General features: G+C 67.4%; 27 protein-coding genes. 13 read left to right on the forward strand and 14 right to left on the reverse strand.

What is annotated here, in order from left to right; genetic code table 11:
- Positions 1-6: 6 nt before the first annotated feature.
- The gene (locus ACWEVR_RS16175; protein WP_067497797.1) at positions 7-876 is read right to left on the reverse strand and encodes an NAD(P)-dependent oxidoreductase; all 870 of its coding nucleotides are present in this window, start codon (positions 874-876) and stop codon (positions 7-9) included.
- Between the two features lie 144 nt (positions 877-1,020).
- Here ACWEVR_RS16175 and ACWEVR_RS16180 point away from each other — a divergent pair, with 144 nt between their 5' ends.
- Positions 1,021-1,347, forward strand: a complete 327-nt coding sequence (locus ACWEVR_RS16180; RefSeq protein WP_067497730.1) for a winged helix-turn-helix transcriptional regulator — start codon at positions 1,021-1,023, stop codon at positions 1,345-1,347.
- A 5-nt stretch (positions 1,348-1,352) separates the two neighbouring features.
- Here the strand turns inward: ACWEVR_RS16180 and ACWEVR_RS16185 are convergent, their stop codons facing one another.
- Positions 1,353-2,477 carry a glycerate kinase gene (locus tag ACWEVR_RS16185; protein ID WP_452467555.1) on the reverse strand — a complete coding sequence of 375 codons (1,125 nt, stop codon included), beginning with the start codon at positions 2,475-2,477 and terminating at the stop codon, positions 1,353-1,355.
- Positions 2,478-2,741: 264 nt separating this feature from the next.
- Between ACWEVR_RS16185 and ACWEVR_RS16190 the strand changes: the two genes are divergently transcribed.
- Positions 2,742-3,053, forward strand: coding sequence for a GNAT family N-acetyltransferase (locus ACWEVR_RS16190; RefSeq protein ID WP_452467556.1), 312 nt, complete (start codon positions 2,742-2,744; stop codon positions 3,051-3,053).
- Here the strand turns inward: ACWEVR_RS16190 and ACWEVR_RS16195 are convergent.
- The gene (locus tag ACWEVR_RS16195) at positions 3,047-3,808 is read right to left on the reverse strand and encodes a lysophospholipid acyltransferase family protein (RefSeq protein WP_452467557.1); all 762 of its coding nucleotides are present in this window, start codon (positions 3,806-3,808) and stop codon (positions 3,047-3,049) included. The genes ACWEVR_RS16190 and ACWEVR_RS16195 overlap by 7 nt on opposite strands.
- A 105-nt stretch (positions 3,809-3,913) precedes the next feature.
- Here ACWEVR_RS16195 and ACWEVR_RS16200 point away from each other — a divergent pair, with 105 nt between their 5' ends.
- Positions 3,914-4,552, forward strand: a complete 639-nt coding sequence (locus ACWEVR_RS16200; protein ID WP_452467558.1) for a YqgE/AlgH family protein — start codon at positions 3,914-3,916, stop codon at positions 4,550-4,552.
- A gap of 43 nt (positions 4,553-4,595) precedes the next feature.
- Here ACWEVR_RS16200 and ACWEVR_RS16205 read toward each other — a convergent pair whose 3' ends face one another.
- From ACWEVR_RS16205 to ACWEVR_RS16215, 3 genes are all read right to left on the reverse strand, one after another.
- Complete coding sequence (locus ACWEVR_RS16205) at positions 4,596-5,378, reverse strand: ABC transporter permease (RefSeq protein WP_452467559.1); 783 nt, start codon at positions 5,376-5,378, stop codon at positions 4,596-4,598.
- Positions 5,375-6,331: an ATP-binding cassette domain-containing protein gene (locus ACWEVR_RS16210; RefSeq protein WP_452467560.1), complete on the reverse strand. Its 957-nt coding sequence runs from the start codon at positions 6,329-6,331 to the stop codon at positions 5,375-5,377. Before ACWEVR_RS16210 ends, ACWEVR_RS16205 begins: the two co-directional genes overlap by 4 nt.
- Positions 6,332-6,435: 104 nt before the next feature.
- Positions 6,436-6,960 carry an EXLDI protein gene (locus ACWEVR_RS16215; protein ID WP_452467561.1) on the reverse strand — a complete coding sequence of 175 codons (525 nt, stop codon included), beginning with the start codon at positions 6,958-6,960 and terminating at the stop codon, positions 6,436-6,438.
- Between the two features lie 140 nt (positions 6,961-7,100).
- Here ACWEVR_RS16215 and ACWEVR_RS16220 point away from each other — a divergent pair, with 140 nt between their 5' ends.
- Genes ACWEVR_RS16220 through ACWEVR_RS16240 form a run of 5 tightly spaced genes read left to right on the forward strand, consistent with a single transcriptional unit; the run spans position 7,101 to position 12,042 of the window.
- A complete protein-coding gene (locus tag ACWEVR_RS16220; RefSeq protein ID WP_452467562.1) occupies positions 7,101-8,924 on the forward strand; it encodes a thiamine pyrophosphate-binding protein in 1,824 nt (607 codons plus the stop codon).
- A gap of 16 nt (positions 8,925-8,940) precedes the next feature.
- Complete coding sequence (locus ACWEVR_RS16225) at positions 8,941-9,600, forward strand: hypothetical protein (RefSeq protein WP_067497704.1); 660 nt, start codon at positions 8,941-8,943, stop codon at positions 9,598-9,600.
- Positions 9,601-9,602: 2 nt separating this feature from the next.
- Positions 9,603-10,613, forward strand: coding sequence for a 3-oxoacyl-ACP synthase III family protein (locus tag ACWEVR_RS16230; protein WP_452467563.1), 1,011 nt, complete (start codon positions 9,603-9,605; stop codon positions 10,611-10,613).
- Positions 10,613-11,662: an aminotransferase class I/II-fold pyridoxal phosphate-dependent enzyme gene (locus tag ACWEVR_RS16235; protein ID WP_452467564.1), complete on the forward strand. Its 1,050-nt coding sequence runs from the start codon at positions 10,613-10,615 to the stop codon at positions 11,660-11,662. The genes ACWEVR_RS16230 and ACWEVR_RS16235 overlap by 1 nt, the downstream gene beginning before the upstream one ends.
- Positions 11,659-12,042, forward strand: a complete 384-nt coding sequence (locus ACWEVR_RS16240) for a hypothetical protein (protein ID WP_452467565.1) — start codon at positions 11,659-11,661, stop codon at positions 12,040-12,042. Before ACWEVR_RS16235 ends, ACWEVR_RS16240 begins: the two co-directional genes overlap by 4 nt.
- A 2-nt stretch (positions 12,043-12,044) precedes the next feature.
- On the opposite strand, the gene ACWEVR_RS16245 is transcribed toward ACWEVR_RS16240, so the two are convergent.
- From ACWEVR_RS16245 to ACWEVR_RS16255, 3 genes are all read right to left on the reverse strand, one after another.
- Positions 12,045-12,401: a hypothetical protein gene (locus tag ACWEVR_RS16245; RefSeq protein ID WP_452467566.1), complete on the reverse strand. Its 357-nt coding sequence runs from the start codon at positions 12,399-12,401 to the stop codon at positions 12,045-12,047.
- 91 nt (positions 12,402-12,492) lie between these two features.
- Positions 12,493-12,789, reverse strand: a complete 297-nt coding sequence (locus tag ACWEVR_RS16250; protein ID WP_439265914.1) for a hypothetical protein — start codon at positions 12,787-12,789, stop codon at positions 12,493-12,495.
- Positions 12,790-12,863: 74 nt separating this feature from the next.
- Positions 12,864-13,271: an SdpI family protein gene (locus tag ACWEVR_RS16255; RefSeq protein WP_452467567.1), complete on the reverse strand. Its 408-nt coding sequence runs from the start codon at positions 13,269-13,271 to the stop codon at positions 12,864-12,866.
- Positions 13,272-13,440: 169 nt separating this feature from the next.
- On the opposite strand from ACWEVR_RS16255, the gene leuS reads away from it, so the two are divergent.
- Positions 13,441-16,284 carry a leucine--tRNA ligase gene (gene leuS / locus ACWEVR_RS16260; RefSeq protein WP_452467568.1) on the forward strand — a complete coding sequence of 948 codons (2,844 nt, stop codon included), beginning with the start codon at positions 13,441-13,443 and terminating at the stop codon, positions 16,282-16,284.
- A 138-nt stretch (positions 16,285-16,422) separates the two neighbouring features.
- Here leuS and ACWEVR_RS16265 read toward each other — a convergent pair whose 3' ends face one another.
- Both ACWEVR_RS16265 and ACWEVR_RS16270 read right to left on the reverse strand, forming a co-directional pair.
- Entirely contained in the window at positions 16,423-17,226 is an 804-nt protein-coding gene (locus ACWEVR_RS16265; RefSeq protein WP_452467569.1) for a polysaccharide deacetylase family protein, read from the reverse strand.
- A 232-nt stretch (positions 17,227-17,458) separates the two neighbouring features.
- Complete coding sequence (locus ACWEVR_RS16270; RefSeq protein ID WP_452467570.1) at positions 17,459-18,148, reverse strand: SDR family oxidoreductase; 690 nt, start codon at positions 18,146-18,148, stop codon at positions 17,459-17,461.
- Positions 18,149-18,233: 85 nt separating this feature from the next.
- On the opposite strand from ACWEVR_RS16270, the gene ACWEVR_RS16275 reads away from it, so the two are divergent.
- The 4 genes from ACWEVR_RS16275 to ACWEVR_RS16290 are packed head-to-tail and all read left to right on the forward strand — an operon-like array spanning position 18,234 to position 20,761.
- Entirely contained in the window at positions 18,234-18,779 is a 546-nt protein-coding gene (locus ACWEVR_RS16275) for a DUF6069 family protein (RefSeq protein ID WP_067497675.1), read from the forward strand.
- A 54-nt stretch (positions 18,780-18,833) separates the two neighbouring features.
- Positions 18,834-20,174, forward strand: coding sequence for a glucosylglycerate hydrolase (ggh, locus tag ACWEVR_RS16280; protein ID WP_452467571.1), 1,341 nt, complete (start codon positions 18,834-18,836; stop codon positions 20,172-20,174).
- A 36-nt stretch (positions 20,175-20,210) separates the two neighbouring features.
- Positions 20,211-20,495: a type II toxin-antitoxin system Phd/YefM family antitoxin gene (locus tag ACWEVR_RS16285; RefSeq protein WP_452467572.1), complete on the forward strand. Its 285-nt coding sequence runs from the start codon at positions 20,211-20,213 to the stop codon at positions 20,493-20,495.
- Positions 20,492-20,761, forward strand: a complete 270-nt coding sequence (locus tag ACWEVR_RS16290) for a type II toxin-antitoxin system RelE family toxin (protein ID WP_452467573.1) — start codon at positions 20,492-20,494, stop codon at positions 20,759-20,761. The genes ACWEVR_RS16285 and ACWEVR_RS16290 overlap by 4 nt, the downstream gene beginning before the upstream one ends.
- Before the next feature lie 61 nt (positions 20,762-20,822).
- Here ACWEVR_RS16290 and ACWEVR_RS16295 read toward each other — a convergent pair whose 3' ends face one another.
- The 3 genes from ACWEVR_RS16295 to ACWEVR_RS16305 all read right to left on the reverse strand — a co-directional run bounded on the left by ACWEVR_RS16295 (position 20,823) and on the right by ACWEVR_RS16305 (position 24,355).
- Positions 20,823-22,871: a PhoX family protein gene (locus ACWEVR_RS16295; RefSeq protein WP_452467574.1), complete on the reverse strand. Its 2,049-nt coding sequence runs from the start codon at positions 22,869-22,871 to the stop codon at positions 20,823-20,825.
- A gap of 123 nt (positions 22,872-22,994) precedes the next feature.
- A complete protein-coding gene (locus ACWEVR_RS16300; protein ID WP_452467575.1) occupies positions 22,995-23,795 on the reverse strand; it encodes a hypothetical protein in 801 nt (266 codons plus the stop codon).
- Positions 23,796-23,842: 47 nt separating this feature from the next.
- On the reverse strand, positions 23,843-24,355 hold the full coding sequence (locus ACWEVR_RS16305; RefSeq protein WP_452467576.1) for a lipoprotein LpqH: 513 nt from the start codon (positions 24,353-24,355) through the stop codon (positions 23,843-23,845).
- Between the last annotated feature and the right edge of the window lie 82 nt (positions 24,356-24,437).

Genomic DNA, 24,437 nt, shown 5'->3' on the forward strand with positions numbered 1-24,437 from the left:
GCTGTCTCAGGAGTTCTCGCCGCGCATCAGCTCATAGGTCGACACAGGCTTGCCCGCGGCCTCACTGGCCGCGATGGCTTTGCGCCAGAACGACTGCGCCAGGTGCGAGAACGCGGCATCGACACCGACTTCCTCGCTGGCGTCGATGATGTGCTGCGCGCCGGCGTCCATCATCTTCAGGCCGGCCAGGTCGGCCCAGCCGCCGTTCTGGTTCGCCACCGAGAACTGCTCCATGAAGTACGGGAACGCCTCGCTGGCGCGGACCGCGAACGGAACGAACTGGGCGATGTCGTGACCGGACTTCGAGATCACGGCGGTGGCCTGGTCGAAGGCGAGCAGCCAGGGGTGGAAGATCACCAGCAACGCCTGGTAGAAGACCTGCGCCAGGCCGTCGTCGGCGCCGAGGTACTCCTGCGGGCTCAGCGGGCGCAGCAGGTCGGCGTGCGCGTCGAACACCGCCTTGGGGCCGCTGTAGAAGATGTAGGACGCGGGATGGGCGATATTGTCGCCCGCCGACATCACCCCACCCGAGAAGAACTCGGCGCCACGCTCACGCACCCACTTCGCACCCGCCCGCGCCTTCTCCGGCGAATCGGAGGACAGGTTGGCGATCACCTTGCCGGGCAGGTGGTCGACCGCCTGGCCGAGCACGTCGTACATGGCGTCGTAGTGGGTGAGGCTGAGCACCGACACCTCATTGGCGTCGAGCGCCTCGGCGACGGTCTCGGCCCGCTTGGCGCCGAGGGCGACCATGGCGTCGACCTTGGCGGTGCTGCGGTTCCACACGGTCACCTCGACGCCCGCCTCGAGGAAGGCCTTGACCATGGACTGACCCATCGGGCCCAGGCCGAGAACGGAAACTGATCGGGTACTCATGGTGTAGCCCTTCGCTTTTTCGATACGGATTGGTTCGGCGCCGGTTTCCATGGTGTCGGCGTCGGCAGCGCGCGGGAAGACCGCACGTCGCAGTGCGGTTGCTTACCTATAGGTTCGAAATACGGTCAGAAGGGTGCGCAGACGATGAGCAGTGACGCAGATCACCAGGTGTGTGGTATGAGCCTGGCTATCGACGTGGTCGGTGGCAAATGGAAACTGCACCTGATGTGGGTGCTCGGCGAGGGGCCGCAGCGATTCGGCAACATCCGGCGGCTGCTCGACGGGGTGAGCGAGAAGGTGCTCACCGAGAACTTGCGCCATCTCGAGGCGGCCGGGGTGGTGCGTCGCGAGATCTTCCCGGAGATTCCGCCGCGCGTCGAATACTCGCTGACCCCGCTCGGCGAAACATTGCGCGACGCGCTCGCCCCGCTCGAGGCGTGGGGCGACCGGCACCGCGCCGTGCTGGTGTGACAGGGCTACAGGTGTTCGCGGGCGATGCGCTCGCCGATGCGCTCGAGTAGCTTCCCGGCGGTCAGCATCGACCGCGCCGCGTCGGGTTCCAATTCGCTGAGCGGATAGCAGGCGGCGAACCCGGCGGCGCGAATCTCGCCCGGCGACAGCATCGTTCGCCCCACCGCCGCCACCACCGGCACCCGCGCCGCGTTGGCCGCCGCCGCGACACCCACCGGTGCCTTGCCGTGCATGCTCTGGTGATCGAGCGACCCTTCACCCGTCACCACCAGCGTCGCCCCCTTGACCAGCGCGGTGAATTCCAGCAGCTCGAGCAGCACGTCGATGCCACTGCGCACCTCGGCGCCGAGGACAGCCAGCGCCCCGAAACCGGTGCCGCCCGCCGCGCCCGCGCCCCCGATCTCGGCATAGCCGGTGCCCAGGATGGCAGCCCAATTCGTCAGTGCCGCTTCGAGTTTCACCATCATGTGCCGGTCGGCGCCCTTCTGCGGCGAGTACACCGCCACCGCACCGGCCGGGCCGAGCAGCGGGTTGTCGACATCGCAGGCGAGGGTGAACCGTGCCCGCGCGACAGCGGGATGCAGGCCGGCCCGGTCGACGGCCGCCACCCGGCTCAGCAGGGTGACGACATCCATCGCGGTGCCGTCCAGTTCGTCGTTGTTCTCGTCGAGCAGGCGCAGGCCGAGTGCCCGCAGCAGACCCGACCCACCATCGGTCGAGGCACTGCCTCCGAGCCCGAGCACGATCTCGCGCGCCCCCGCGTCCAGCGCGTGCGCCACCACGACGCCGAGACCGAAGGTATCGGCCCGCAACGGCGCGAGCCTGCCGCCGGGCAGTTTCACCAACCCGACCGCCGCGGCCAGCTCCACCACCGCGGTCTCGTCGCGCATCGCGTACACCGCCCGCGAAGGCTCGCCCGTCGGCCCCGGCGCGTCGATCTCGACCCGCTGCCACCCGGCCGCCGCGAAGGCCTCCACCATTCCGTCCCCACCGTCGGCCACCGGCACCGCCCGCACATCGGCCCCGGGCGCCCGGCGCCTGATTCCCACCCCCAACGCGGCCGCCACCTCGGGCGCGGTCAGCGAACCCTTGAACTTGTCAGGGGCAAGCACCACTCGAGGACCACTCATCCCGACATTCTCCGGGCAAACCCCAGAACCCGCCACCGTCTTCGACAACACCACTGCGCTAGAACGCACCACCCCGCCTTCCCTGCCCCGCACTCCCCGACCTCGAGGAGGGGACGCCGCGAAGCGGCGGTTCGCGGCCGTCCCGACGATCAGGTGCCGTGGCGTAGGCGACGAAGGAGCAAGCCACGGTGCCTGATCGTCGGGACCGGCGGGGCCGCGAACTCGAGCGCGCCAGCGCTCCAACAAACACTGTAGCTTCTACCCATGGCGACCGAGGTCCGCGAAAATACCGCGCTGGAGCGGTTCGAACTCATCTCCGACGGTACCCCCGCCGGCTACATCGAATACCAGGACACCGGTGCCGAACGCGCCCTCGTCCACACCGAGATCTACCCGGAATTCCAGGGTCGCGGGTTGGGAAACACGCTGGTCGAGTCCGCGCTGACGACCAGCCGCAAGGACGGGTTCGAGATCCTGCCGATGTGTTCGATGGTGCTGCACTTCATCACCGAGAACCCCCGCTACATCTCCCTGGTCCCGCAGGGAGCCAGGGAGATGTTCGGGCTGCCTCAGTAGTTTGCGACGGCGCCGTCGACGGCGGCTTGCAGTTCGTCCTTGACAAGGCGGGCGATATCGCCAGGTCGCGCGGGTAGCTCCAGTACGGGCGTACGGAAGTAGAAGCTCGACGACACCACCTCGTCGGCGCCGGGCTCGATCGCGTCGGCGGGGCGTGGCCCGTAACTCAGGCCGATGGCGACCAACGCGGGCGGGGCGCCGAGTTTGGCGGCGCGGAAGGCGATGTGCCCGATACCGCTGCCGACCGGCTGCACCGTCTTGTGGTCGACGAGGTTGCAGGTGCCCTCGGGGAAGACCGCGAGGTGATCGCCGTCGTCGAGGCGCTGGGCGCACACGTCCATCATGCGCTGACCTGCCGCGTTCACCGCGCGAATGCCGTGGTCCTTGCCCCGGAACACCGGGATCCCGCCCATCATGTCGACCTTGCGGCGCTGTTCGGGGTCGGCGAACAGCTCGTCCTTGGCCAGCACACGTACCCGGCCGATCTTGGCGCGCAGCGGGGACCGCCAGGCCGCGGCGGCGACGGTGTACGGGTCGCTCGTGGACAGGTGATTGATGGCGTAGATGATCGGCCGCTTGCCGCGCACCAGCGCGGCGACCTGCGCCTTGGCGCCCTCGGCGTAGCTGATCCTCGGCCGGAACCGCCGGGCGAGCACCGCGTAGGAAGCCAGCGCCTTCCACCGGTTCTGCCGATGTCGCAGGTAGTAGTCGTACACGGCGTCGCTGTCGTCGAGCAGGACTTCGGGCGTGTGCATGACGCGACCCTACCGGGCAGCGCCGGGCCGGTCGGGGCGAGATATTTCCGGCTCTCCCCGGGTCGAGGGAAGCGCGGGACCCCGATCCAATGCGATGATGGGCCGGTGGCACGCGGAGACGACCCGGACGAACGCCGGACTCGCGACGGGCACGGCGACGACCGACGGCGCGGACAGCTCGGTGCCCGCATCCGTGCCGGTAACCTGCTGGTGTCCGCGATCGACCTGGTAGAATCTACTTTTCGGCGGACAGTCGTGTACGTCATCGAGCACAACGACGCGGGCAGTCTCGGCGTGGTGCTCAACCGCCCGAGCGAGACCCCGGTGCGCGATGTGTTGCCGCTGTGGGCCGACCTGGTGGCCGAGCCGACCGAGCTCTATATCGGTGGACCGGTGAAACGCGACGCCGCGCTGTGTCTCGGCGTGCTCCGGGTCGGCGCCGAGATCGGCGAGGTGCGCGGACTGCGCCGGGTGGACGGGCGCGTCGTGCTCGTGGACCTGGACGCCGATCCCGACGAGATCGCCCCGCTGGTGGAGGGCATTCGCGTGTTCGCCGGGTACGCGGGCTGGTCGATGGGTCAGCTCGAGGGTGAACTCGACAACGACGACTGGGTGGTGGTGTCGGCGTTGCCGTCGGACCCGGTCGCGACCGATCGCCACGACCTGTGGGCAGGGGTGTTGCGGCGTCAGCCGTTGCCGCTGTCGCTGCTGGCCACCCACCCGATCGAGCTGGAACGCAACTGAAAGTCCGGCCACCCCTGGCGAGGTGGCCGGACCTTGTTGTCTCTCAGCGGGTTTGCTTGCGGAAGATCGTCCTCGACCAGAGGAACCCGCCACCGGCGATCACCGCGCACCAGGCCAGCGAGACCCAGCCGTTCCCACCGATCTCGGTGCCCATCAGCAGCCCACGCAGGGTTTCGGTGATGGGCGTGAAGGGCTGGTACTCGGCGAACTGACGCAGGCCGACCGGCATGGTGTCGGTGGCGACCAGACCGCTGCCGAGGAACGGCATCATCACGATGGGAAACGGTGCGTTGCTGGCGCTTTCGGCATTCGGTGACAGCAGACCGAGGGCGATGGCGAGCCAGACGAAGGCGAAGGTCACCAGCGCGAGCAACCCGAAGGCCGCCACCCATTCCACAGCGTTGGCGTTGGGCCGGAACCCGATGAGCAGCGCCACAGCGGTCATCACCGTGACACCCGCCATCGCTTGGATGAGTGCGCCGAGCACATGGCCGGTGAGCATCGAGGATTGCGAGATCGCCATCACCCGAAAGCGGTTCACGATGCCCTTGCTGGCGTCGGTGGCTATCGAGACCGCCACCGACACCGTCATGTAGGCGGGTAGCAGCAAGAGCATGCCGGGGGCGAGGTAGTCGATGTACTCACCGCCGGAGGACTTTTCGAGCGCCCCGCCGAACACGTAGTTGAACACGAGCAGCAGCACGATCGGCATGATGATGATGCTGAACGTCATGCTCGGATAGCGCTTGGCGTGGGTGATGTTGCGGCGCAACATCGTCATGGTGTCGGCGAACGTGTGATCGCGCCGGACGGTCTGGGTGGTCATCGCACGGTCTCCTGAGTGGTCGGCTTGCCGGTGAGGGTGAGGAACACGTCGTCGAGGTTCGGGGTGTGCACCGAGATGCCGCCCGCCTCGATCCGATTGGCGTCGAGCACATCGAGCACCGCGCGCAGCGAACGCACGCCGCCGTCACCTGGCACGGCGAGCGTGAGGCCGTCGCCGCCTTCGAGCACCTGCGCCGAGGAACCGAGGGCGAAGCGCGCCGCGTCGAGGCGGGCACGGTCGGCGAAGTCGATGCGGATGTGTCCGCCGGGAATGAGTCGTTTGAGTTCCGCCGCGGTGCCTTCGGCGACGATGCGGCCCTGATCGAGCACCGCGATGCGGTCGGCCAGCTGGTCGGCTTCCTCCAGGTACTGGGTGGTGAGGAAGACGGTGACGCCGAGGTCGTCGACGAGCGTGCGGATGATGTCCCAGATGGAGCGGCGGCTGCGCGGGTCGAGGCCGGTGGTCGGCTCGTCGAGGAAGATGATGCGCGGATCGCCGACGAGGGTCATGGCCAGGTCGAGCCTGCGGGTCATCCCGCCGGAGTACGTGCTCGCCGGCTTGTCGGCGGCCTCGACGAGATCGAACCGCTCCAGCAGTTCGGTGGCGAGACTGCGGATCTCCCGCTTCGGGAGGTGGTTCAGGGCACCCATGAGCTCGAGGTTCTCGCGGCCGGTGAGCAACTCGTCGACGGCGGCGAACTGACCGGTGACTCCGATGAGTTCCCGCACATCGTCGACCGAGGCGCGTACGTCGTGGCCACCGACCCGGATCTCGCCGTCGTCGGCGCCGATCAGGGTGGTGAGGATCTGCACGGTGGTGGTCTTGCCCGCGCCGTTGGGGCCGAGCAGGGAGAAGATCGTACCCTCGGCGACGGTGAGGTCGATGCCGTCGAGAACTGTGTGCTCGCCGTACGCCTTACGCAGGCCGCGGGCGGTGATGGCCGGGTGAACCATGGTCGTCCCTTTCCAGAAGATTGCATTCATTAGTGCGAATAAGTGCATGTTTTAGCCACACCGCCCCTCGGGGCCGCGGTGTCGATGAGAGTTGTTGTGGTGCGCTAGATGTCGAGGTCTTCGATGCGCGGGTGCGCGGTGACTTCTTCGACCTTGCGGTACAGGTTGTCGGGGATGCGGTCCTTCAGGTCTTTCAGATCGTCGAGGATCTCGTACTCGTAGTCGCCCCAGTCGGTGGCCTGGTCGCCGATGCCGAGCAGGCGCCGCCAGTTCTTCCAGTCCTTCAGGTCACCGAGATCGTCGGACGGGTAGTCCTTCCACTTCGCGGTGTGGGTGGCGAGCACGAACTTGCCCTTGCGGCTGCGATACACCTGCTGGTGCAGCGTCCGCTTGTCGGTCATATCGCGCCATTCGCCCAGTAGAACGCCCTGGAAGCGCACCTGCCGCACGCCGTCGCGACCGACCCTCAGGACGACCTCGTCGAACCCGGCCGCACGACCCTCCTCCGCCTCGATGAGCTTGCGCAGCGCGCTGACCACCGTGCTGGAGAGGTTGCCGCCGACGAGCTCCTGTGCCCGCTGGAACACCGGCAGATCGTCGTCGGATACGTAGATCGTTTTGTTGGGCATGAACTCAATATACATAGATGTATACGTACACACAAGGGATGGTATTCGCCCACCCTCTGAACTCGGCGTCGGGGTGCCACGTAATTCGAGGTGACGGCGGTGGTCACCGCCGTGTTTCGCATGGCGGAGAAGGAGTGCCGATGCCGGACCGAGTGGTGGACTACCTGGTGCGGGCGGTGGCCGACCGGGGCATCGGCCAGATCTTCGGCGTCGACGGCGCCAATATCGAAGACCTCTACGACGCGATCTTCGACGCGGGCGGCCACCCGGCCGGGATCATCGCCAAACACGAGTTCTCGGCGGCGACCATGGCCGACGGGTACGCGCGCACCACCGGTGGACTCGGGGTCGTCGCCGCGACCTCGGGTGGTGGGGCGGTGAATCTGGTTGCGGGGCTGGCGGAGTCGTTCGCATCGCGGGTGCCGGTACTCGCGCTGGTCGGTCAGCCGCCGACGAGCCTGGAAGGTCGCGGCGCGTTCCAGGATTCCAGTGGTCTGTCCGAATCTCTCGACGCGGCAGCGTTGTTCGCGACCGTGAGCCGATATTGCGCGCGTGTCACCGAACCGGCGCAGGTGCCTGGGCAGTTCGCCGAGGCAATCGAGGCAGCCGAGAGCGGTGGACCTGCGGTGTTGTTGCTTCCCAAGGATATTCAGCAGCAATTGATGCCCGATCTGCTTGCGGCACACAGCAAGGGTCAACGGCCCGCGACCGTCGGCCGGGCAGTCACCGGACCGACCACCTCGGCCATCCACCAGCACAGCGCCCTTGCCGAGCCCGCCGCCATCGACGAGCCGGGCGCGCTTGCCGAGTCCGTCACCTCGGTCGGCGCCGACCACGAGCACAACGCACTGGCCGAGCTCGCCTCGATCAACAGCACCCTTGCCGAGGTCGCCACCCAGCTCGCCGCCGCTCGCAGGTTGGGAAAGGTCGTGGTCATCGCGGGCGATCAGGTCGCCCGCGATGATGCCCGCACCGAACTAGCGGAACTGGTCGAGGCACTCGATGCCTCGATCGGTGTGGCACCGGACGCGAAGGACGTGTACTCCAACACCGGCCCCGGCTTCTGCGGTGTCGCGGGCAGCATGGGTCACGCCGACTTGATCGAGGCGCTCGAATCAGCGAGTGCCTGCCTGCTGGTCGGCACCCGCCTCCCGGTCACCGCCCGTGCGGGCCTCGACGACGCCCTCGCCGGACTACCCCTGCTCAGCGTCGGAGCGCTGACCCCCTACCTGCCCGCCACGCACGCGACCAGCACCGACCTCGCGACCGCGCTGACCGTCCTACGTCCCGAGCGGCACCACCCCGTGGTCGATCACGACTCAGCCGTAGTTACACGCACCGAACCGCACAACACCGACCTCACCCTCATGTCCGTTCCGGCCGCCGACGGCCCCGGCCTGCGCTACCGCACAGTCGTGGAGGCGATTCAGCGCGAACTGCCCGAGGGCGCCGACATTTTCGCCGACGCGGGTAACACCGGCGCCTCGGTGGTGCATTACCTACGGGTGCCCGAGGGTGGACGATTCGTCGTCGCACTCGGCATGGGTGGCATGGGTTACGCGTTCGGCGCCGGAATCGGTTCGGCGTTCGCCCGCGGTGCCGCCCACCGCACCGTCGTGATCGCCGGCGACGGGTCGTTCTTCATGCACGGCATGGAGATCCACACCGCCGTCGAATACGACCTGCCGATCACCTTCGTGGTGTTCAACAACAACGCGCACGCCATGTGCGTCACCCGTGAACAGATCTATTACCGAGATCGCTACAGCTTCAACCGTTTCCGCACCACGCGTCTCGGGGCGGGCATCGCCGCCATGTTCCCCGAATTACCCGCCCACACCGTCGACGAACCCACCGAACTCGACGCGACCCTGCGCCGCTGCCTGACCACCGACGGTCCGTCCTTCGTCGAAATCCTTTGCGACCCCGACGAAATCCCGCCGTTCCTGCCCTTCCTTTCCTGACAACGAGGAGAACACCGTGACAACTAGTGCCCTGCCCGCACTCAGCGACATTCCCGGCCAGACGGTGCCCGGCGTGCTGCGCATCGAGAACTCGGATCGGGAGGCGACGACCCCGATCATCATGGACATGCTGCGTTCGGTGTACCCGCACGACCAGATCTTCGGTGACTACTGCCCGGTCCAGACCTATATCGACGCACCGCCACGCGAGGTCTTCGAGTATCTCGCCGACACCCGCTCACTCGAGGAATGGACCTACAGCCTGCGCGGATTCACCGAAACCGACGAACCCGGCCTGTGGCTTTCCTACGACCGGCTCGGTGACGAGACCAAGTGTTTCACCCGCACCGTCGCCCATTCCGACGCGATGACCGTCGACTATCACTGTGCCTGGGACCAGTCCGAACACCTGTGGATGATCTACCTGATGCGGGTGGTCGACGCGCAAGTGGTGTTCCACAAGCCCGGTTCGGTGGTGCTGTGGGTGAACTGCAAGCACCCCTTCTACGACGAGAACGGTTATCCCGAGACCGCGCCGCCGAAGCGGCCGGTGTGGGTCGGCGATTTCTGGGAGATGTTCTCCGCCGGTCACCAGCTGGAGCTGGACAACCTCAAGGCCATTTGTGAATACCGCGCGGCCAACGGGCTGCCGATCAAGCCGGAGTGGATGCAGTGAGTATGCCGTCAGTGAGTCTGGTCGATGTCGCGAGTTACCTGCCCGGTGACCCGGTGCCGACCGAATACTTCACCCAGTTCTCCCGCTCGGAGCGGATGGCCAAGAACGTGATGTTCCGTTCGCCCGCAGGCCGCCACCATGTGGCGCGCGACGAAACCGCCGTCGACATGGCCGAACGCGCCTTCGACGTGCTGCGCGAACGCCACGGCGCCGACCTCGCCACCGTGATCGACATCATCATCACCCATACCCAACTGCCCGACAATCCGGTGCTCGGCGCCGCACCCGAGCTCGCCCGCAGGCTCGGTGCGCGCCCCTCGCAGGTGCTCGACGTGCACAACAGCGGCTGCGCGGCCTTCGTGCACATGATGGCGATGGCGCGGATGATGATGGCGACGAGCGACGCGAAGACGGCGCTGATCGTCGCGGTCCAGAATTGCGCGGGCCCGGTGTTCACCCAGCCCGATATCCGCAAACTCGCGCAGGCCCCGGTGCCCGGCGACGGTTGCGGAATCGGTCTGCTGCGCAAGGACGATTCGGCGCCGATTCTGGATATCGAATGCCGCACCTACCCCGAGTTCGCGGGCGATATGGACTTCACCACCAACGGCACCCGTAAGTACTGGGAACCGGGTGAGGGCCAGGGGTGCGTGAGTTTCTCCGAATCGAAGATCACCAAAGTGTTCGCGCGTGGCAACCGGCTCGTCCCGGAAGTGGCGCTCGCGGTGTGTGATCGGATCGGGGTGAAGAGCCGCGATATCGATACCTTCGTCACCAATCAGCCCAATCGGCTGTTCCTGCGCAATTGGCACGACGCGCTGGAATTGCCCGCCGACCGTCATCCGGACACCTTCGACCGGTGCGGAAACCTTTTCGCCGCAGGCATTCCCGTGACGCTCGACGTGGAGAACCAGGCCGGACGATTGCGCAACGGTTCGGTTGTGCTGCTGTCGGCATTCGCGCACGCGGGTGACTTCGCCGGTGCGGCGGCGGTGCGCTGGGGAGCGGCGTGATGAGTGTGCGGTTGGTCGAGCCGACCATCCCGTCGCAGCGGTTCGGCAGCGAACCGGTACCGACCGTGTTCGACCTCGGCCTCAGCGAGAACCCCTTCCCGCCTCTGCCTTCTGTGCTCGCGGCGGTGAAAGACACACTCGTGCAGGCCAATCGGTACCCCGAGTTCCTACCGCAGGAACTGCCCCGGATCATCGCCACGCATCTCGGTTTCTCCTCCGCCGACGTGGTGGTCGGCGCCGGAGCCACCGGGGTAGCGATGCAGGTGATGCGCGCCCTGGGTGGCGGTGAACTCGTCACGGGCACACCGACATTCGACGGGTATCCGATCATGGCGGAGATGGCCGGGATGACGGTCGTCCCGGTGCCGCTCGATCTCTCCGGCAACCAGGACCTCACCGCCATGCGACGCGCGGTGAACCGGCGGACGGCGCTGGTCGTGCTGTGCAGGCCGCACAATCCGACCGGGACGGTGCTCGACGCGGGCGCTGTTCGCAAGTTCGTCGCGGCGGTGCCGCAGCGGGTGCCGGTGCTGCTCGACGAGGCCTACGTCGAATTCCTCGCGGCGGGCGATCGGCTCGATCTGCATGCTCTGCTGGCCCGGCATCCGAACATGCTCGTCCTTCGGACGTTCTCCAAGGCGTATGGGCTGGCGGGGCTGCGTATCGGCTACTGCGTCGGGCGCGGTGCGCTCATCGAGCGTGTCCGCGCGCAGCAGTTGCCGTTCGGGGTCGCCACCGCCTCGGTCGCCGCCGTGCGGGCCGCCTACGCGGCAGGGGAGGAATTGCGCGAGCGGGTGGAGCGCATCAATCGGGAACGCGATGTGTTGCGCTTGTCGTTGCGGGCATGCGGTTTCGACATTCCGGAAAGTCACGCGAACTTCCTGTACCTGCCGGGGCCCGGTGTGGCGACGGCGCTGCGCCGGGCCGGGATCGAAGCCAAGGCCTATCCCGACGGCAGCGCCCGCATCGCGGTAGGCGATCCGGCGGCGGGACGCGCCGTGCACGCTGCCCTCGCCTGGCTGCGCGGAGGTGGTTTCATGACGACATGATCCGCAGGTGTACCCGAGAGTTCGTCGCCAACCCGGCTCCGGCGGTCGGCACCGCCAGTCGTACGCTGCTGCGCCTGCGGCTGGCGGGCCGCGACATCGTCGTCCGCCGCACCCGTATCGTTCCCGGCGGCACCAGCGGCTGGCATTTCCACGACGGAACGTTGTTCGTGCTGGTCACCCGTGGTGTGCTCGATCATCCCTACCTTGCTCGCGGACCTGCCGAATATCGCCGGTTCCGGCTGTTCCGCGAGCCGAGCGGGCCGGACAACGCCCACGTCGCCCGCAACAACGGGACCACCGAGGTCCGCATTCTCGTGCTCTACGTGAACCCGGCGGGTGCGCCGCTGTCGCATCAGGTGCCTGCCCCGTCGGGCGGCTGATATCAGCAGCTGCCGCCTCCACCGCAACTGCTACTGCTGCCCCCGCCACAGCTGCTCGACGAGCTCGAACCGGAGTCACAGCTGCTCGACGAACCGCCGTCCGACCAGCTGCTGGACGAGCCGCCCGAATAGCCGCCGCTCGCGTAGCCACCGTTGTAGGTCCAGTCGCTACCACTGGACCAGCGGTCGTTCCGATTCCGGCGCTGACGCGGGCCCGGCGGGTACTGCCGAGATCCCGAAGCGAGGGCCGCCTGCAAGATCGCGACGAGAATGGCCAGCGGAACGAACACCACCATCGCCACAACCAGTACAGCGACGCCGACACTGAGAACCGTGCCGACGAGATCGACAAAACTCATGGCTCCTCCTGATTCGGGATCTGCCTCTCGATCCCGAATCTAGGTGCGCCACCTTGCGATTCACTTACCGCGAACTAGCAGCGGCACCTGGTCAGCTGCCGCCTCCGCAGCCGCCACCCCCGCCGCAGCCGCCACCACCGCCGCCATCTCCGGAGTGACCACCACCGCCACCGCCCCAGTCGAAGAATCCCGCCGCCGACCAACCGCCACCACTGGCACCCGCCGCACCGGCACGACGAGCCTGCGGCTTCGTCAACAGGACCCGCTCACGCCTGCTCTGCACGATGCCGACGACGAACAGCACCCCCGCGAGCACGAACAAGGCGATGCCGAGCCAAGGAACGAAGCTGACGGCGACCACGCCACCGAACGCTACGAGAACCACCACTCCGAAAATCATCATGAACCCCCCGGTAAGTACCTACTTCCGTTGTACCGGAAGGGCGGCGGCGGGACCAGGAATCAGTTGGCGGGGGCGCAGGTGTCGCGGAGGGAGCAGCTGCCGCAGGAGGAGCCGCAGCCGCCGGCTGGGGCGGGGGGCAGGAGGGGTTCTACCGTGCGGGCCGCGGCGGTCGCGCCTGCGCCGAGGGTGAAGATCGCGATCACGGCGACGGCGGCGGCTACGCCGAGGGCGGCGAAACCGCCCGCGACCAGGACCACGAGGCCGCCTGCGAACAGCAGGGCGCCCGCGCCGACGGAGGTCGGGGCGGCGATGCGGTTGGCGATGCGGAAATTGTCGTCGCTGTGCAGGGCCGCCTCGGTGGTGACACCGAGGAAACGATTGCGGGGCAACTTGCCGAGCAGCCCGAGCACACCGGTCATGATGGCGACCGCGGCCAGCGCGAAGAGCAGAAGAGCGACGACGACCATTCATGCAGGCTAGCGCACCCTTGTCGAGTACCGATCCGGTGCTCCCCGCCGAGGTGACCCGCCGCACAGCGCGCCTCGCTGCGCGGCCCTTCGGAAATGAATTCGCTACGACGTTCTACCCTGTTAGACGATGTTTACCCCTGATCGGCGAGAACAAGAAGGCGGGACCGTGCAGGACACTCGTGCGACCGAGAGTGACGTACCTCAGCACCGGTACAACGCCGAGCTGGCGGGGCGGATCGAACAGCGCTGGCAGCGCAACTGGGCCGAACGCGGCACCTTCAACGCGCCCAACCCGGTCGGGCCGCTCGCGGGCGACACCCCCGACGACAAGCTGTTCATCCAGGACATGTTCCCGTTCCCGTCGGGCGCGGGCCTGCACGTGGGCCACCCGCTCGGCTACATCGCCACCGACGTGTTCGGCCGCTACCACCGCATGCGCGGGCGCAATGTGCTGCACGCGCTCGGCTACGACGCCTTCGGCCTGCCCGCCGAGCAGTACGCCGTGCAGACCGGTGCGCACCCGCGCGTCACCACCGAATCGAACATCGCGACGATGCAGCGTCAGCTCGACCGGCTCGGCCTCGGTCACGACCCGCGTCGCTCCTTCGCCACCACCGATCCCGAGTACTACCGGTGGACGCAGTGGATCTTCCTGCGCATCTACAACGCCTGGTACGACCAGGAGGCCGGTCGTGCCCGGCCGATCGCCGAGTTGGAAGAGCAGTTCGCCGGCGGTGCGCGTCCGGTGCCCGAGGGCGACTGGGCATCGCTGAGCGCCACCGAGCGTGCGGCCCTGCTCGACTCGTATCGCCTGGTCTACCAGTCGGATTCGATCGTCAACTGGTGCCCGGGCCTCGGCACGGTGCTGTCCAACGAAGAGGTCACCGCCGACGGGCGAAGCGAACGCGGCAACTTCCCCGTGTTCCGTAAGCGCATGTGGCAGTGGATGATGCGGATCACCGCCTACGCCGACCGCCTCGTCGACGACCTGGACGAGCTGGACTGGCCCGACAACGTGAAGTCCATGCAGCGCAACTGGATCGGGCGTTCGCGCGGCGCGCAGGTGCGTTTCGACGCACCCGAAGGCGAGACCATCGAGGTCTTCACCACCCGGCCCGACACCCTGTTCGGCGCTACCTATGTGGTGCTCGCGCCGGAACACGAGCTGGTCGACAAGCTGACCGCCGCCGCCTGGCCCGCCGACACCGACACCCGCTGGACCAACGACAGCGCCACCCCGGCGGAAGCCGTTGCGGCGTACCGCAAGTCGATCGCGGCCAAGTCGGATCTGGAGCGGCAGGAGAACAAGGAGAAGACCGGCGTCTTCCTCGGCTCCTACGCCACCAACCCCGCCGACGGCAGCCAGGTGCCGATCTTCATCGCCGACTACGTGCTGAGCGGCTACGGCACCGGCGCCATCATGGCGGTACCCGGCCACGACCAGCGCGACTGGGATTTCGCCTCCACCCTCGGCCTGCCGATCGTCGAGGTCATCTCCGGCGGCGACATCACCGAGGCGGCCTGGTCGGGTGAGGGTGAGCTGGTGAATTCCGGCTTCCTGAACGGACTTTCGGTCGACGAGGCGAAGGCGGCCATGATCGGCCACCTCGAAACGGAGGGCCACGGCACCGGGAAGATCCAGTACAAGCTGCGCGACTGGCTGTTCGCCCGTCAGCGGTACTGGGGTGAGCCGTTCCCCATCGTCTACGACGCCGACGGTGTCGCACACGCCCTGCCGGAATCCATGCTGCCCGTGGAACTTCCGGAGATGGAAGACTTCGCGCCGGTCACCTTCGATCCCGACGACGCGAACTCCGAGCCGTCCCCGCCGCTGGCCAAGGCCACCGACTGGGTGAACGTGGAGCTCGACCTGGGCGACGGCCCCAAGCGGTACCGCCGCGACACCAATGTCATGCCCAACTGGGCGGGTAGCTCCTGGTACCAGCTGCGCTATGCCGACCCGACCAATACCGAGACGTTCTGCGCCGAGGAGAACGAGAAGTACTGGCTCGGCCCGCGCACCGACAAGCACGGGCCGAACGACCCGGGTGGTGTCGACCTGTACGTCGGCGGTGTGGAGCACGCGGTGCTGCACCTGCTCTACGCGCGGTTCTGGCAAAAAGTGCTGTTCGACCTGGGCGATGTGTCGGGCAGCGAGCCCTACCGCCGCCTGTACAACCAGGGTTACGTGCAGGGCTACGCCTACACCGACGAGCGTGGTGCGTACGTGCCGGCCGCCGAGGTGGTGGAGCGTGACTCGAAGTTCTTCTGGACCGGTCCCGACGGTGTCGAGATCGAGGTTTCCCAGGAATACGGCAAGATCGGCAAGTCGCTGAAGAACGCCATCTCGCCCGACGAGATGTGCGATCTGTACGGCGCCGACACCTTCCGGTTCTACGAGATGTCGATGGGACCGCTGGACACCTCGCGTCCGTGGGCGACCAAGGACGTCGTCGGCGCACACCGCTTCCTGCAGCGGGTGTGGCGACTGGTGGTCGACGAGGAGACCGGCGCGGTGAAGGCCACCGATGCGGCACCGTCCGACGAGACGCTGCGCCTGGTGCACCGCACCATCGCCGGTGTCGACGAGGATCTGGCCGCCCTGCGCGACAACACGGCGGGCGCGAAGCTGATCGAGCTGACCAACCACCTGACCAAGAACTACCCCGACGGCGCACCGCGCGCAGCCGTGGAACCTCTGGTCCTGATGCTCGCTCCGCTGGCGCCGCACATCGCCGAGGAACTGTGGGAACGGCTGGGCCACAACACTTCCCTGGCCCACGGCCCCTTCCCGACCGCCGATCCGGCGCTGCTCGTCGCTGATTCGGTGGAGTACCCGATTCAGGTGAAGGGCAAGGTGCGCAGCCGGATCCAGGTGCCCGCCGACGCCGACCCGGCCGCGATCGAGGCGGCAGCGCTGGCCGATGAGAAGGTGGTAACACTGCTCGAGGGAGCCGCACCGCGCAAGGTGATCGTCGTGCCGGGCAAGATGGTCAACATCGTACTGTGACCGCCTCCCCGGGTCTTTGGCCAGACTCGGGCCCGGGGAGAGTTGGGGACGCGGCAAGCTCTTGTGCAGTGGCGGGTTAGTCCGTACCCGGCGAGTTACCCATGTTCGTGCGAAACCACGTCCACCGGAACACGACCATCAGCTGCGGACTTCCAGGACGTCGTTCAGCGTGACGAGCGACAGGTTGCGCTCGCGGATGATGTCGACGAGTTGTCCGTAGCAGTGGGTGACCGGCGGGAAGTTGGCGTGGCCGATGATGATGGTCTGCGCGGCGAAATACTTTCGGGCGCATTCCATCAGGTATTCCTCGGTGATGAGACCGGAGTCGGACAGGGAGCCGTACCACATGGTCGGCACGGTGTAACCGAGGTCGGCGGCGATCTTGTCGACCGTGGCGTTGTGGTAGCCGAAGGGCGGCCGATAGAACGGGGTGCCGTCGACACCGAAGTTGTTGCGCAGGAAGGTTTTCGTACGGCTCAGCTGGCCGACGACCCCGTCGGCACCGATCTTGGTGAGTGCCTCGTGGCTCCAGGTGTGGTTGCCGAGCTGGATCTGACCCGAGTCGACCAACGGGCGCAGGGCATCGCGGTGGATGGTCCAGGCCTCGAACGAACCGGTGACGAAGAAGGTGAAGCGGGCGCCGGTGTCCTGGGCCCACTTGATGTAGGCGCCGACCACCTCCGGGCTCGCGCCGTCGTCGACGGTGAGGGCCATGCTCGAGCCCTGACCGGGCAGGGCGGTGATCGTCTCGGCGCCGATGATCGACTTCGGACCACCCGGCGGCGGAGGCAGCACCGGTTGCTTCGGCGTCGGTGCGGGCGGCGGTGGGACCGGCACGACCGCCTCACCGACAGGGGCGGTCTCGCCGCCAGCGCTGGCGCAACCGGCCAGTGCCCCGACCGTCCCCGCGGCGAGCAAGGTCAGCATTCGACGTCTGTCCATCCACTCCTCCTCACGACCACATCGGCACAGCTCAGCGGACCGTAACCCGAGATTCCCTCGAGCAGAAGAACCAGGGAGCACATTTGGACGAACACCCATGCTCAGCAGGCCTGACCTGTTCTCGGCGCGCCTCCACCTCGGGAGCGACTGGAGGGCGCGACGAAGGAGTGCCTGGAGGGAGCGGAAGAGGCGGAGTCAAGCGCCGGGAACCGCGGCGCCAGCCGCCAATGTCTCAGCGAGGGCGAAGAACGATCTCCGTCGGATGCGCGTCGCGCGGTGTGTCGACGGCGTTTCGCACCGCCCGCGCCACCGTTTCAGCGGTCAGGAACTCCTCCGGCCGATACTCCCGCCCCTCCTCGACCACGATCGCCTGCTGCATATCCGTATCGATGCGACCGGGGAATACCGAGGTGACGCGCAACTGCGGCTCCTCCAGCCGCAATGCGTCCGCGAAGGCCCGCAACCCGAACTTGCTCGCCGCGTACGAACCCCACCCCGCGTTGGCCCGCAGCCCCGCGCCCGAATTGATCAGCACCACATGCCCGTTCGCGGCGCGCAACGCGGGAAGCAGCAACCTGGTGAGTTCGGCGACGGCGATCAGATTCACCTCGAGGGTGTTGCGCCACTGGTCGAGCGAGGATTCGGCGACGGTGCCGAGGTCGGCGATGCCCGCGTTGTGTACGAGCACGTCGAGTCGCTCGATGCGTGCGGCGGCCTCGGCGACAGCCGGATAGTCGGTGAGCGGCACCGGCCAACCGGTCGCACCCGGCAGCTCGTCCAGGATCGGCGTGAGCGCGTCGGCGGAGCGGGCGCCGAGCAGTAGATCGTAGGCCGGGGCGAGGTCGCGCGCGATGGCGGCGCCGAGACCGCGGCTCGCGCCGGTGATGAGGGCAATCGGGGCGGGAGTACTTGTCACCGTCATAGGTCCCACGCTAATCCGGCGCATGGACACCGACACCCTGTGCGTTCCTCGGGCGGATGTCGGCGTGCACTAGTACCGTCGCACTATGACCGATCCCCGGTACAACTACGGACCCTCGGACCCGCAGTATCCGCAGCAGCAGGGCCAGCCGCACTACGGCCAGGGCCAGTACGCCCCGCAGCCGGGCGAACCCCAGGAGCCCAAGGTGAATGTGGGCAAGCTGTGGGCGGGCGGCATCGGGACGGCCGTCGTCGCCGCGCTGCTCGCGGTCGTCGCGATCATGCTCGTGCGCGGTGTGCTCGGCATCGCGATCCTCTCCCCGGAAGGTGCGGGCGCCTACGGCACCGTCTCCACCACGTCGTATGCCGTCGCCGCCGCGGGTGCCGCCCTGCTGGCCACCGCGCTGCTGATGGTGCTGCTGCTGGCGATGCCGAGTCCGATGACGTTCTTCACCTGGATCTGCCTGTTGCTCACGGCTGTGGCGGTGATCCTGCCGTTCACCTTCGTCGCCGATATCGAGGCCAAGATCGCGACGGCGGTCATCAACCTGGTGCTCGGGTTGTGCATCACCACCATGCTCAGCTCGGTCGGCACGGCGTCGCAGAATGTCACCCGCGAGACCGGGTACTGATCGTCACAGTCATGTCGGGATGCCATCGGTGCTGCTCCGCCGCAGAATAGGGAGATGACCGACCCGGGTTTCACGCCAACGCAGCTCGCGGCACGCGCCGCCTACCTTCTGCGCGGCAACGACCTGGGCACCATGACCAGTGCCGCGCCGCGCCTGTATCCGCACATGTGGAGCTGGGACGCGGCGTTCGTCGCGGTCGGGCTCGCACCGTTGAGCGTGGAGCGGGCGGTCGTCGAACTCGACACGCTGCTGTCGGCACAGTGGAAGAACGGGATGATCCCGCACATCGTGTTCGCCAACGGTGTCGACGGGTATTTCCCCGGGCCCGCGCGTTGGGAGTGCCGCAGGCTGGCCGCCAACGCCCCCGAAGGGCCCGACACCTCCGGCATCACCCAGCCGCCGGTGCACGCCATCGCCGTGCAGCGCATTCTCGACCATTCGCGCAGGCACGGGCGTTCCACGCGGGCGGTGGCGCAGGAGTTCCTGAATCGGCGGTGGCCGGATCTGGTGCGCTGGCACCGGTGGCTCGCCCATGCGCGCGACCCCAAGGAGAACGGCCGGATCACGCTGTACCACGGGTGGGAATCCGGCATGGACAACTCGCCGCGCTGGGACCGCGCCTACGCCAATGTCGTTCCCGGCGTTGATCTTCCGCCGTATCACCGAGCCGACACGGCCATCATCTCCGACCCGACCCAGCGGCCGAGCGACCGTGAATACGACCGGTACCTGTGGCTGGTCGAACAGATGCGGCGCGCCAACTACGACGACTTCCAGCTCACCTCGGTGATGAGTTTCGCCGTGGAGGACGTGTTCGTCTCCGCGATCTTCGCACTGGCCTGCGAGGTGCTCGCCGATATCGGCGAGGAGTACAAGCAACCGCATTCCGATGTGCGTGAACTGCACGGTTGGGCGGCCCGCTTCCGCAAGGGCGTGGCGGCCACGGCCGACGAACGGACCGGTGCCGCAAAGGATTACGACGTGCGATTGGGCCGGTGGATCAACACCGAGACGCTGGCCATGTTCGCGCCGCTGATCTCAGGCGGCCTGTCCCGGCCCGCCGAACGCGCCCTGCTCAACACCTTCGAGGGCCCACGCTTCTGCGGCCACCCCGACCTGCGCTACGCCCTGCCACCGTCGACGTCCCCCGTCGCCAAGGACTTCCGCCCCCGCGAATACTGGCGCGGCCCCGTCTGGCCGGTCATGAGCTGGCTGTTCTCCTGGGCGTTCGCCCGCCGAGGCTGGGCCGAACGCGCCTACCTCCTGCGCGCCGAAGGCCTCCGCCAAGCCGCCGACGGCAGCTTCGCCGAGTACTACGAACCCTTCACCGGCGCCCCGCTCGGCAGCATGCAACAGTCCTGGACGGCCGCCTCGGTCCTCGACTGGCTGGGCTAGCTTGCATCGACGCGGTTTATGGTCATACTTGTGACTATGAAGCTGGCTGAAGCGAAAGCAACGCTCTCGGAGCTGGTCGCTCGGGTTCGCGGCCAGCACGAACGGGTGACGATCACTGTGCACGGCGAGCCTGCAGCAGTGTTGATGGCCGTCGACGACCTCGCGTCGATGGAGGAAACGATCGAGATTCTGTCCGACCCGGAAACGGTCGGTCGGCTAATCTCCTCCGATGCCGAGCTGGCGCGTGGCGAGACCGTCACCGCCGATGAGCTGGCCGAGGCGATGGCGGTGCGACGCGCGATGTCACACCGCAGCGCGTGAGCGAATACGCGCTCGAGACGACGCCGACGGTCCGGCGGATGCTGACCGAAAAACTCCCCGAGAATGTGGCGATCGCCGCCTACGAATTCATGACCGGACCGCTGATCGACAATCCTTACCGGGTGGGAAAACGGCTCCAGCCGCCGCTGGACGACCGCTTCTGCGCCCGACGTGGCACCTACCGAGTGATCTACCGCGTGGACGACAAGCGCAAGCTTGTCACCGTGGTCGATGTGAATCATCGGCGCGATATCTACCGGACATGACAAAGCCGCTACCCGCCCAGTCGGGTAGCGGCTTCGTCAGCAGATCGGGTGTCGGCGGGGGTTAGACGCCGATGCGACCGCCGTTCTTCTTCCAGACCACCGCGACCGACGGGCGGGGTTGGGTGGTGCCGCCGTCGGGCCAGTTCGACAGGGGCTTGTCGACCGTGGCGTCGTCGGACTCGCCGGGGTGCTGGACGGAGACGATGACCTGCTTCTCGGTGATGATCGGGCCGCAGGTCTCGCCGCCGCGGGGGACGGTGAGGAACTGCTTGGTCTCACCGCGGTTGGGGCCGTCGAGGACCACTGCGAACAGGCCGTCGTTGGACTTCAGGGCGTTGCCGTCGGTGGAGATCCACAGGTTGCCGTAGGGGTCGAAAGCCAGGTTGTCGGGGCAGGAGATGGGGCTGACCTTGGACTTGTCGAAGCCGCTGAAGTAGGTGTCGGCGGCGGCGGGGTCACCGCAGACCAGCAGCAGCGTCCAGGTGAACTCGGTGCCGGTGTGGTTGTCGGTGAGCTCGAGGACCTGGCCGTTCTTGTTCAGCTTGCGCGGGTTGGCCTCGTCGGGGCCCGGCTTGCCTTCCTCGCCGCGCTTGGTGTTGTTGGTCAGCGCCACGTACACCTTGCCGGTCTTCGGGTTGGTCTCGAAGTCCTCGGGGCGGTCCATCTTGGTCGCGCCGACCTTGTCGCCGGCCAGGCGGGTGAACACGGCGACCTCTTCGGCCGACATGCCGTCGACGAACGACTTGCCCTTGCCGTCGGCACCGGTCTCGAGCAGGCGGATCCACTCGCCCTTACCGGTGAAACCGCCGGTGGGGACCTTGCCGGAACCGTCGATCTCGGCGGCGTGGTCGCCGGTGAGCTTGGCGACGTAGAGGGTGCCCTCGTCGAGGATGGTCATGTTGTGGCGCATGCTCGACGCACCGACGCCCGGCTGCACCTTCTTGGCGGAGACGAACTTGTACATGTAGTCGAAGCGCTCGTCGTCACCGCTGTAGGCGACGACGCTGCCGTCGGCGGTCACGTGGATGGTGGCGGCCTCGTGCTTGAAGCGGCCGAGCGCGGTGTGCTTCACCGGCGCCGAGGACGCATCCCACGGGTTCACCTCCACGACGTAACCGAACCGGTTCACCTCGTTGAGTTCCTGGGTGAGGTCGAAACGCGGGTCGAAGGTCTCCCAGCGACGCTCGGACGCACCGCCCTCGATGCCGTAGCGCTTGAGCTTCTTGGCGACGTCGGCGTCGGTCACCTTCTCGGCGTTGCCGAAGTACTGGTTGAAGTTCTCTTCACCGGAAAGCACAGTGCCCCAAGGGGTTACACCACCGGAACAGTTGTTCAGGGTGCCGAGCACCTTGGTGCCGGTCGGGTCGGCCTTGGTCTTCAGCAGCGCGCTACCGGCGGCCGGACCACGCACCTCGAACTCGGTGGTCGCGGTGATGCGGCGGTTGTACTTGCCGAACACCGGCTTCAGCTGACCCGATCCGGCCTGCCCGTGCACCTCGACAACGCTCAGGCCGTGCGAGGCGAGGGCGATCTCGAACTGCTCGCGGGTCGGCGCGTCCTTGTTGTAGCCGCGGAACATCATCGGCTCGGTGCTGTACTCGTGGCTCACCACGAGCACGTACTTGTCGGCCTCACCCTCGATGGGCAGCAGGCCGGCGAAGTCGCAGTTGTAGCCGAACTGCTGAGCGGCGGCGGCCGGGGTCTGCTTCTCGAAGTCGAAGGCGGGCGCGCCCTCGATCACCGCGTCACCCCAGCGGATCAGCACCGACTGCTCGTAACCCTCGGGGACGACGACGGCGTCTTCCTTGTTCGGCGCGACGGGCGTGAAGCCGGTGCCGGTGCCGGGCGAACCAGTCGAACCGGTCTCGGAGCTGTCGTCGCCACAGGCGGCGAGCATGCTCGCGGCGCCGACGGCGAGCACCGCCGCGGCACCGCCCTTGATGAGTCCGCGACGATTCAGCCGGGCGACGATGTCACCGAAGTACTCGCCGTCGGAGGTGTTGGGGACCTCGTGGAAGCAGGCATTGCCACACTTGTATTCGCAGGTGATGGCCGAGCGTGACGACTGACCGTCGTGGGTGACGAAAAGGGCGAGCGGTTTCAGACTCACGATTACTCCTGATTAGTGCGGTTTCCGGCACGGTAGGCAGCGCAGGCGAGGCGTCGGGAACGTGAAGGTGAACGCACGACCAAAACTCGGCGCGTGGGCAGCACGCGCCGAGTGGGGGGTGGGTCAGGCGTTGATGGGCAGTGAGATCACCACCTCCTGTTCGTCGCCGGGCAGGTAGTGGACGCCGATGATGCGTCCCACCTGCACCGATCCGATCGCGGTCGGTGGCAGGTACTTCTCGGCGCCGGTCTGGAAGGTGCTGCCGTCGGGGCGGGTGACGACCAGCCCGAGCACCACCTCGGTGTAGCCGCCACGGATGCGACCGGGCACATCGAGGCTGCGGACCACCGCCTGGGCGGCGATGCCGCGTTCGGCGATGTCGAGCTTGTCGCGGGTGGTGATGCCCTTGCGGATGAGCGATTCGTTCATGGCGCGCTGGGCGGCGCCTGCGTCGCCGGAGCGGTCGACCTCCACCTTGTCGGTGCGGCCGGGCAGGTATCGCACCGGCAGGACCACGCCGGGACGCAGCAGGGCCAGTTCGGTGAGCGGCACGATCATCTTCGCGTGGGAGTCGAAGGTCTTGCCGTCGGCGCCTTCGACGCGGAATTCGATCCGCACCTGCGGCTGGTCGTTGACCGACACCCCGGTCTGGCGGAACGAGGTGATGGTGCCGATACCGATCTCACCGCTGCGGAACTCCGAGCTGTTGTGACCGGTGAAGGCCTCGAAGATGCCGTCGCCGGTGAAGGCGAAGACCATCGGCACGATCGTCAGCGCGATGATGGGCAACGCCATCTGCGGGCCGACCCAGCCGAGCATGGAGCCGGTGAATTCGTCGGGCGTGTAGGTGAGGCCGTAGTAGAGGTAGTAGCCGATGGCCAGGATTCCGAAGGCGACCGCGGCCGCACGCAGCTTGGATTTCATGATTCTCCTCGGGATGGATGCGACCGGATCGCGATCAGGGGGTCAGGTCAGCCGACGATGGTGGAGCAGGCGAAGGTGATGTCGAACTTCACCGTCGACGGGCCGGCCAGCGGGTTGGTCATGTCGGGGGCGCCGACGCCCTCGCCGGTGACGCGGAAGGTGTTGCCGTCCTTGGCGAGGGTGGCCGAGCCGCCGGGCTGGCCGTTGCCGTAGCCCACGGCGTACGGCATGCCGCTCGATCCGCCCTGGCTGCCCGCGATGGCGACGGCCTGCACCGTTTCGCCTTCCAGCGTCGCGCTCACCGAGAGGCTGCCGTAGGTGGCGTTGGCCGTATCGGTGAGGGTGAGCGCCAGGGTTCCGCCCTGTTCGGCGCAGGTGGTGTCGAACTTCGCGGTCAGTTCCTTGCCGTCGACGGTGGCGGTGGACTTGCCCGCGGCCGGCGCGGGGGCGGCGGTGCTGGACGGGGTGCTGGTGGAGTTGCCGGTGTCGCTGCAGCCGGTGACGAACAGGGCGGTCGCGGCGGAGGCAGCGGCGAGGGTGGCGATCAGCTTGGTGTTCATGGTGTTTCCGTTCTCTCTCGGTGTGAGCGGGTCGGTGAACCCGTTGAGAGAAAGGTAGAAATCCCGCGCCGCCTACCGATCC

The sequence above is a fragment of the Nocardia sp. NPDC003979 genome (assembly GCF_053605015.1).

What these genes read in the sequence shown, in the direction of transcription:
- ACWEVR_RS16305 (WP_452467576.1), bottom strand. Translation starts at nt 24,355, where the DNA reads ATGAACACCAAGCTGATCGCCACCCTCGCCGCTGCCTCCGCCGCGACC.
- ACWEVR_RS16230 (WP_452467563.1), top strand. Translation starts at nt 9,603, where the DNA reads ATGCCGTCAGTGAGTCTGGTCGATGTCGCGAGTTACCTGCCCGGTGAC.
- ACWEVR_RS16185 (WP_452467555.1), bottom strand. Translation starts at nt 2,477, where the DNA reads ATGAGTGGTCCTCGAGTGGTGCTTGCCCCTGACAAGTTCAAGGGTTCG.
- ACWEVR_RS16210 (WP_452467560.1), bottom strand. Translation starts at nt 6,331, where the DNA reads ATGGTTCACCCGGCCATCACCGCCCGCGGCCTGCGTAAGGCGTACGGC.
- ACWEVR_RS16240 (WP_452467565.1), top strand. Translation starts at nt 11,659, where the DNA reads ATGATCCGCAGGTGTACCCGAGAGTTCGTCGCCAACCCGGCTCCGGCG.
- ACWEVR_RS16175 (WP_067497797.1), bottom strand. Translation starts at nt 876, where the DNA reads ATGAGTACCCGATCAGTTTCCGTTCTCGGCCTGGGCCCGATGGGTCAG.
- ACWEVR_RS16195 (WP_452467557.1), bottom strand. Translation starts at nt 3,808, where the DNA reads ATGCACACGCCCGAAGTCCTGCTCGACGACAGCGACGCCGTGTACGAC.
- ACWEVR_RS16265 (WP_452467569.1), bottom strand. Translation starts at nt 17,226, where the DNA reads ATGGACAGACGTCGAATGCTGACCTTGCTCGCCGCGGGGACGGTCGGG.
- ACWEVR_RS16300 (WP_452467575.1), bottom strand. Translation starts at nt 23,795, where the DNA reads ATGAAATCCAAGCTGCGTGCGGCCGCGGTCGCCTTCGGAATCCTGGCC.
- ACWEVR_RS16180 (WP_067497730.1), top strand. Translation starts at nt 1,021, where the DNA reads ATGAGCAGTGACGCAGATCACCAGGTGTGTGGTATGAGCCTGGCTATC.
- ACWEVR_RS16235 (WP_452467564.1), top strand. Translation starts at nt 10,613, where the DNA reads ATGAGTGTGCGGTTGGTCGAGCCGACCATCCCGTCGCAGCGGTTCGGC.
- ggh (WP_452467571.1), top strand. Translation starts at nt 18,834, where the DNA reads ATGACCGACCCGGGTTTCACGCCAACGCAGCTCGCGGCACGCGCCGCC.
- ACWEVR_RS16220 (WP_452467562.1), top strand. Translation starts at nt 7,101, where the DNA reads ATGCCGGACCGAGTGGTGGACTACCTGGTGCGGGCGGTGGCCGACCGG.
- ACWEVR_RS16190 (WP_452467556.1), top strand. Translation starts at nt 2,742, where the DNA reads ATGGCGACCGAGGTCCGCGAAAATACCGCGCTGGAGCGGTTCGAACTC.
- ACWEVR_RS16270 (WP_452467570.1), bottom strand. Translation starts at nt 18,148, where the DNA reads ATGACGGTGACAAGTACTCCCGCCCCGATTGCCCTCATCACCGGCGCG.
- ACWEVR_RS16215 (WP_452467561.1), bottom strand. Translation starts at nt 6,960, where the DNA reads ATGCCCAACAAAACGATCTACGTATCCGACGACGATCTGCCGGTGTTC.
- ACWEVR_RS16275 (WP_067497675.1), top strand. Translation starts at nt 18,234, where the DNA reads ATGACCGATCCCCGGTACAACTACGGACCCTCGGACCCGCAGTATCCG.
- ACWEVR_RS16205 (WP_452467559.1), bottom strand. Translation starts at nt 5,378, where the DNA reads ATGACCACCCAGACCGTCCGGCGCGATCACACGTTCGCCGACACCATG.
- ACWEVR_RS16255 (WP_452467567.1), bottom strand. Translation starts at nt 13,271, where the DNA reads ATGGTCGTCGTCGCTCTTCTGCTCTTCGCGCTGGCCGCGGTCGCCATC.
- ACWEVR_RS16245 (WP_452467566.1), bottom strand. Translation starts at nt 12,401, where the DNA reads ATGAGTTTTGTCGATCTCGTCGGCACGGTTCTCAGTGTCGGCGTCGCT.
- ACWEVR_RS16285 (WP_452467572.1), top strand. Translation starts at nt 20,211, where the DNA reads ATGAAGCTGGCTGAAGCGAAAGCAACGCTCTCGGAGCTGGTCGCTCGG.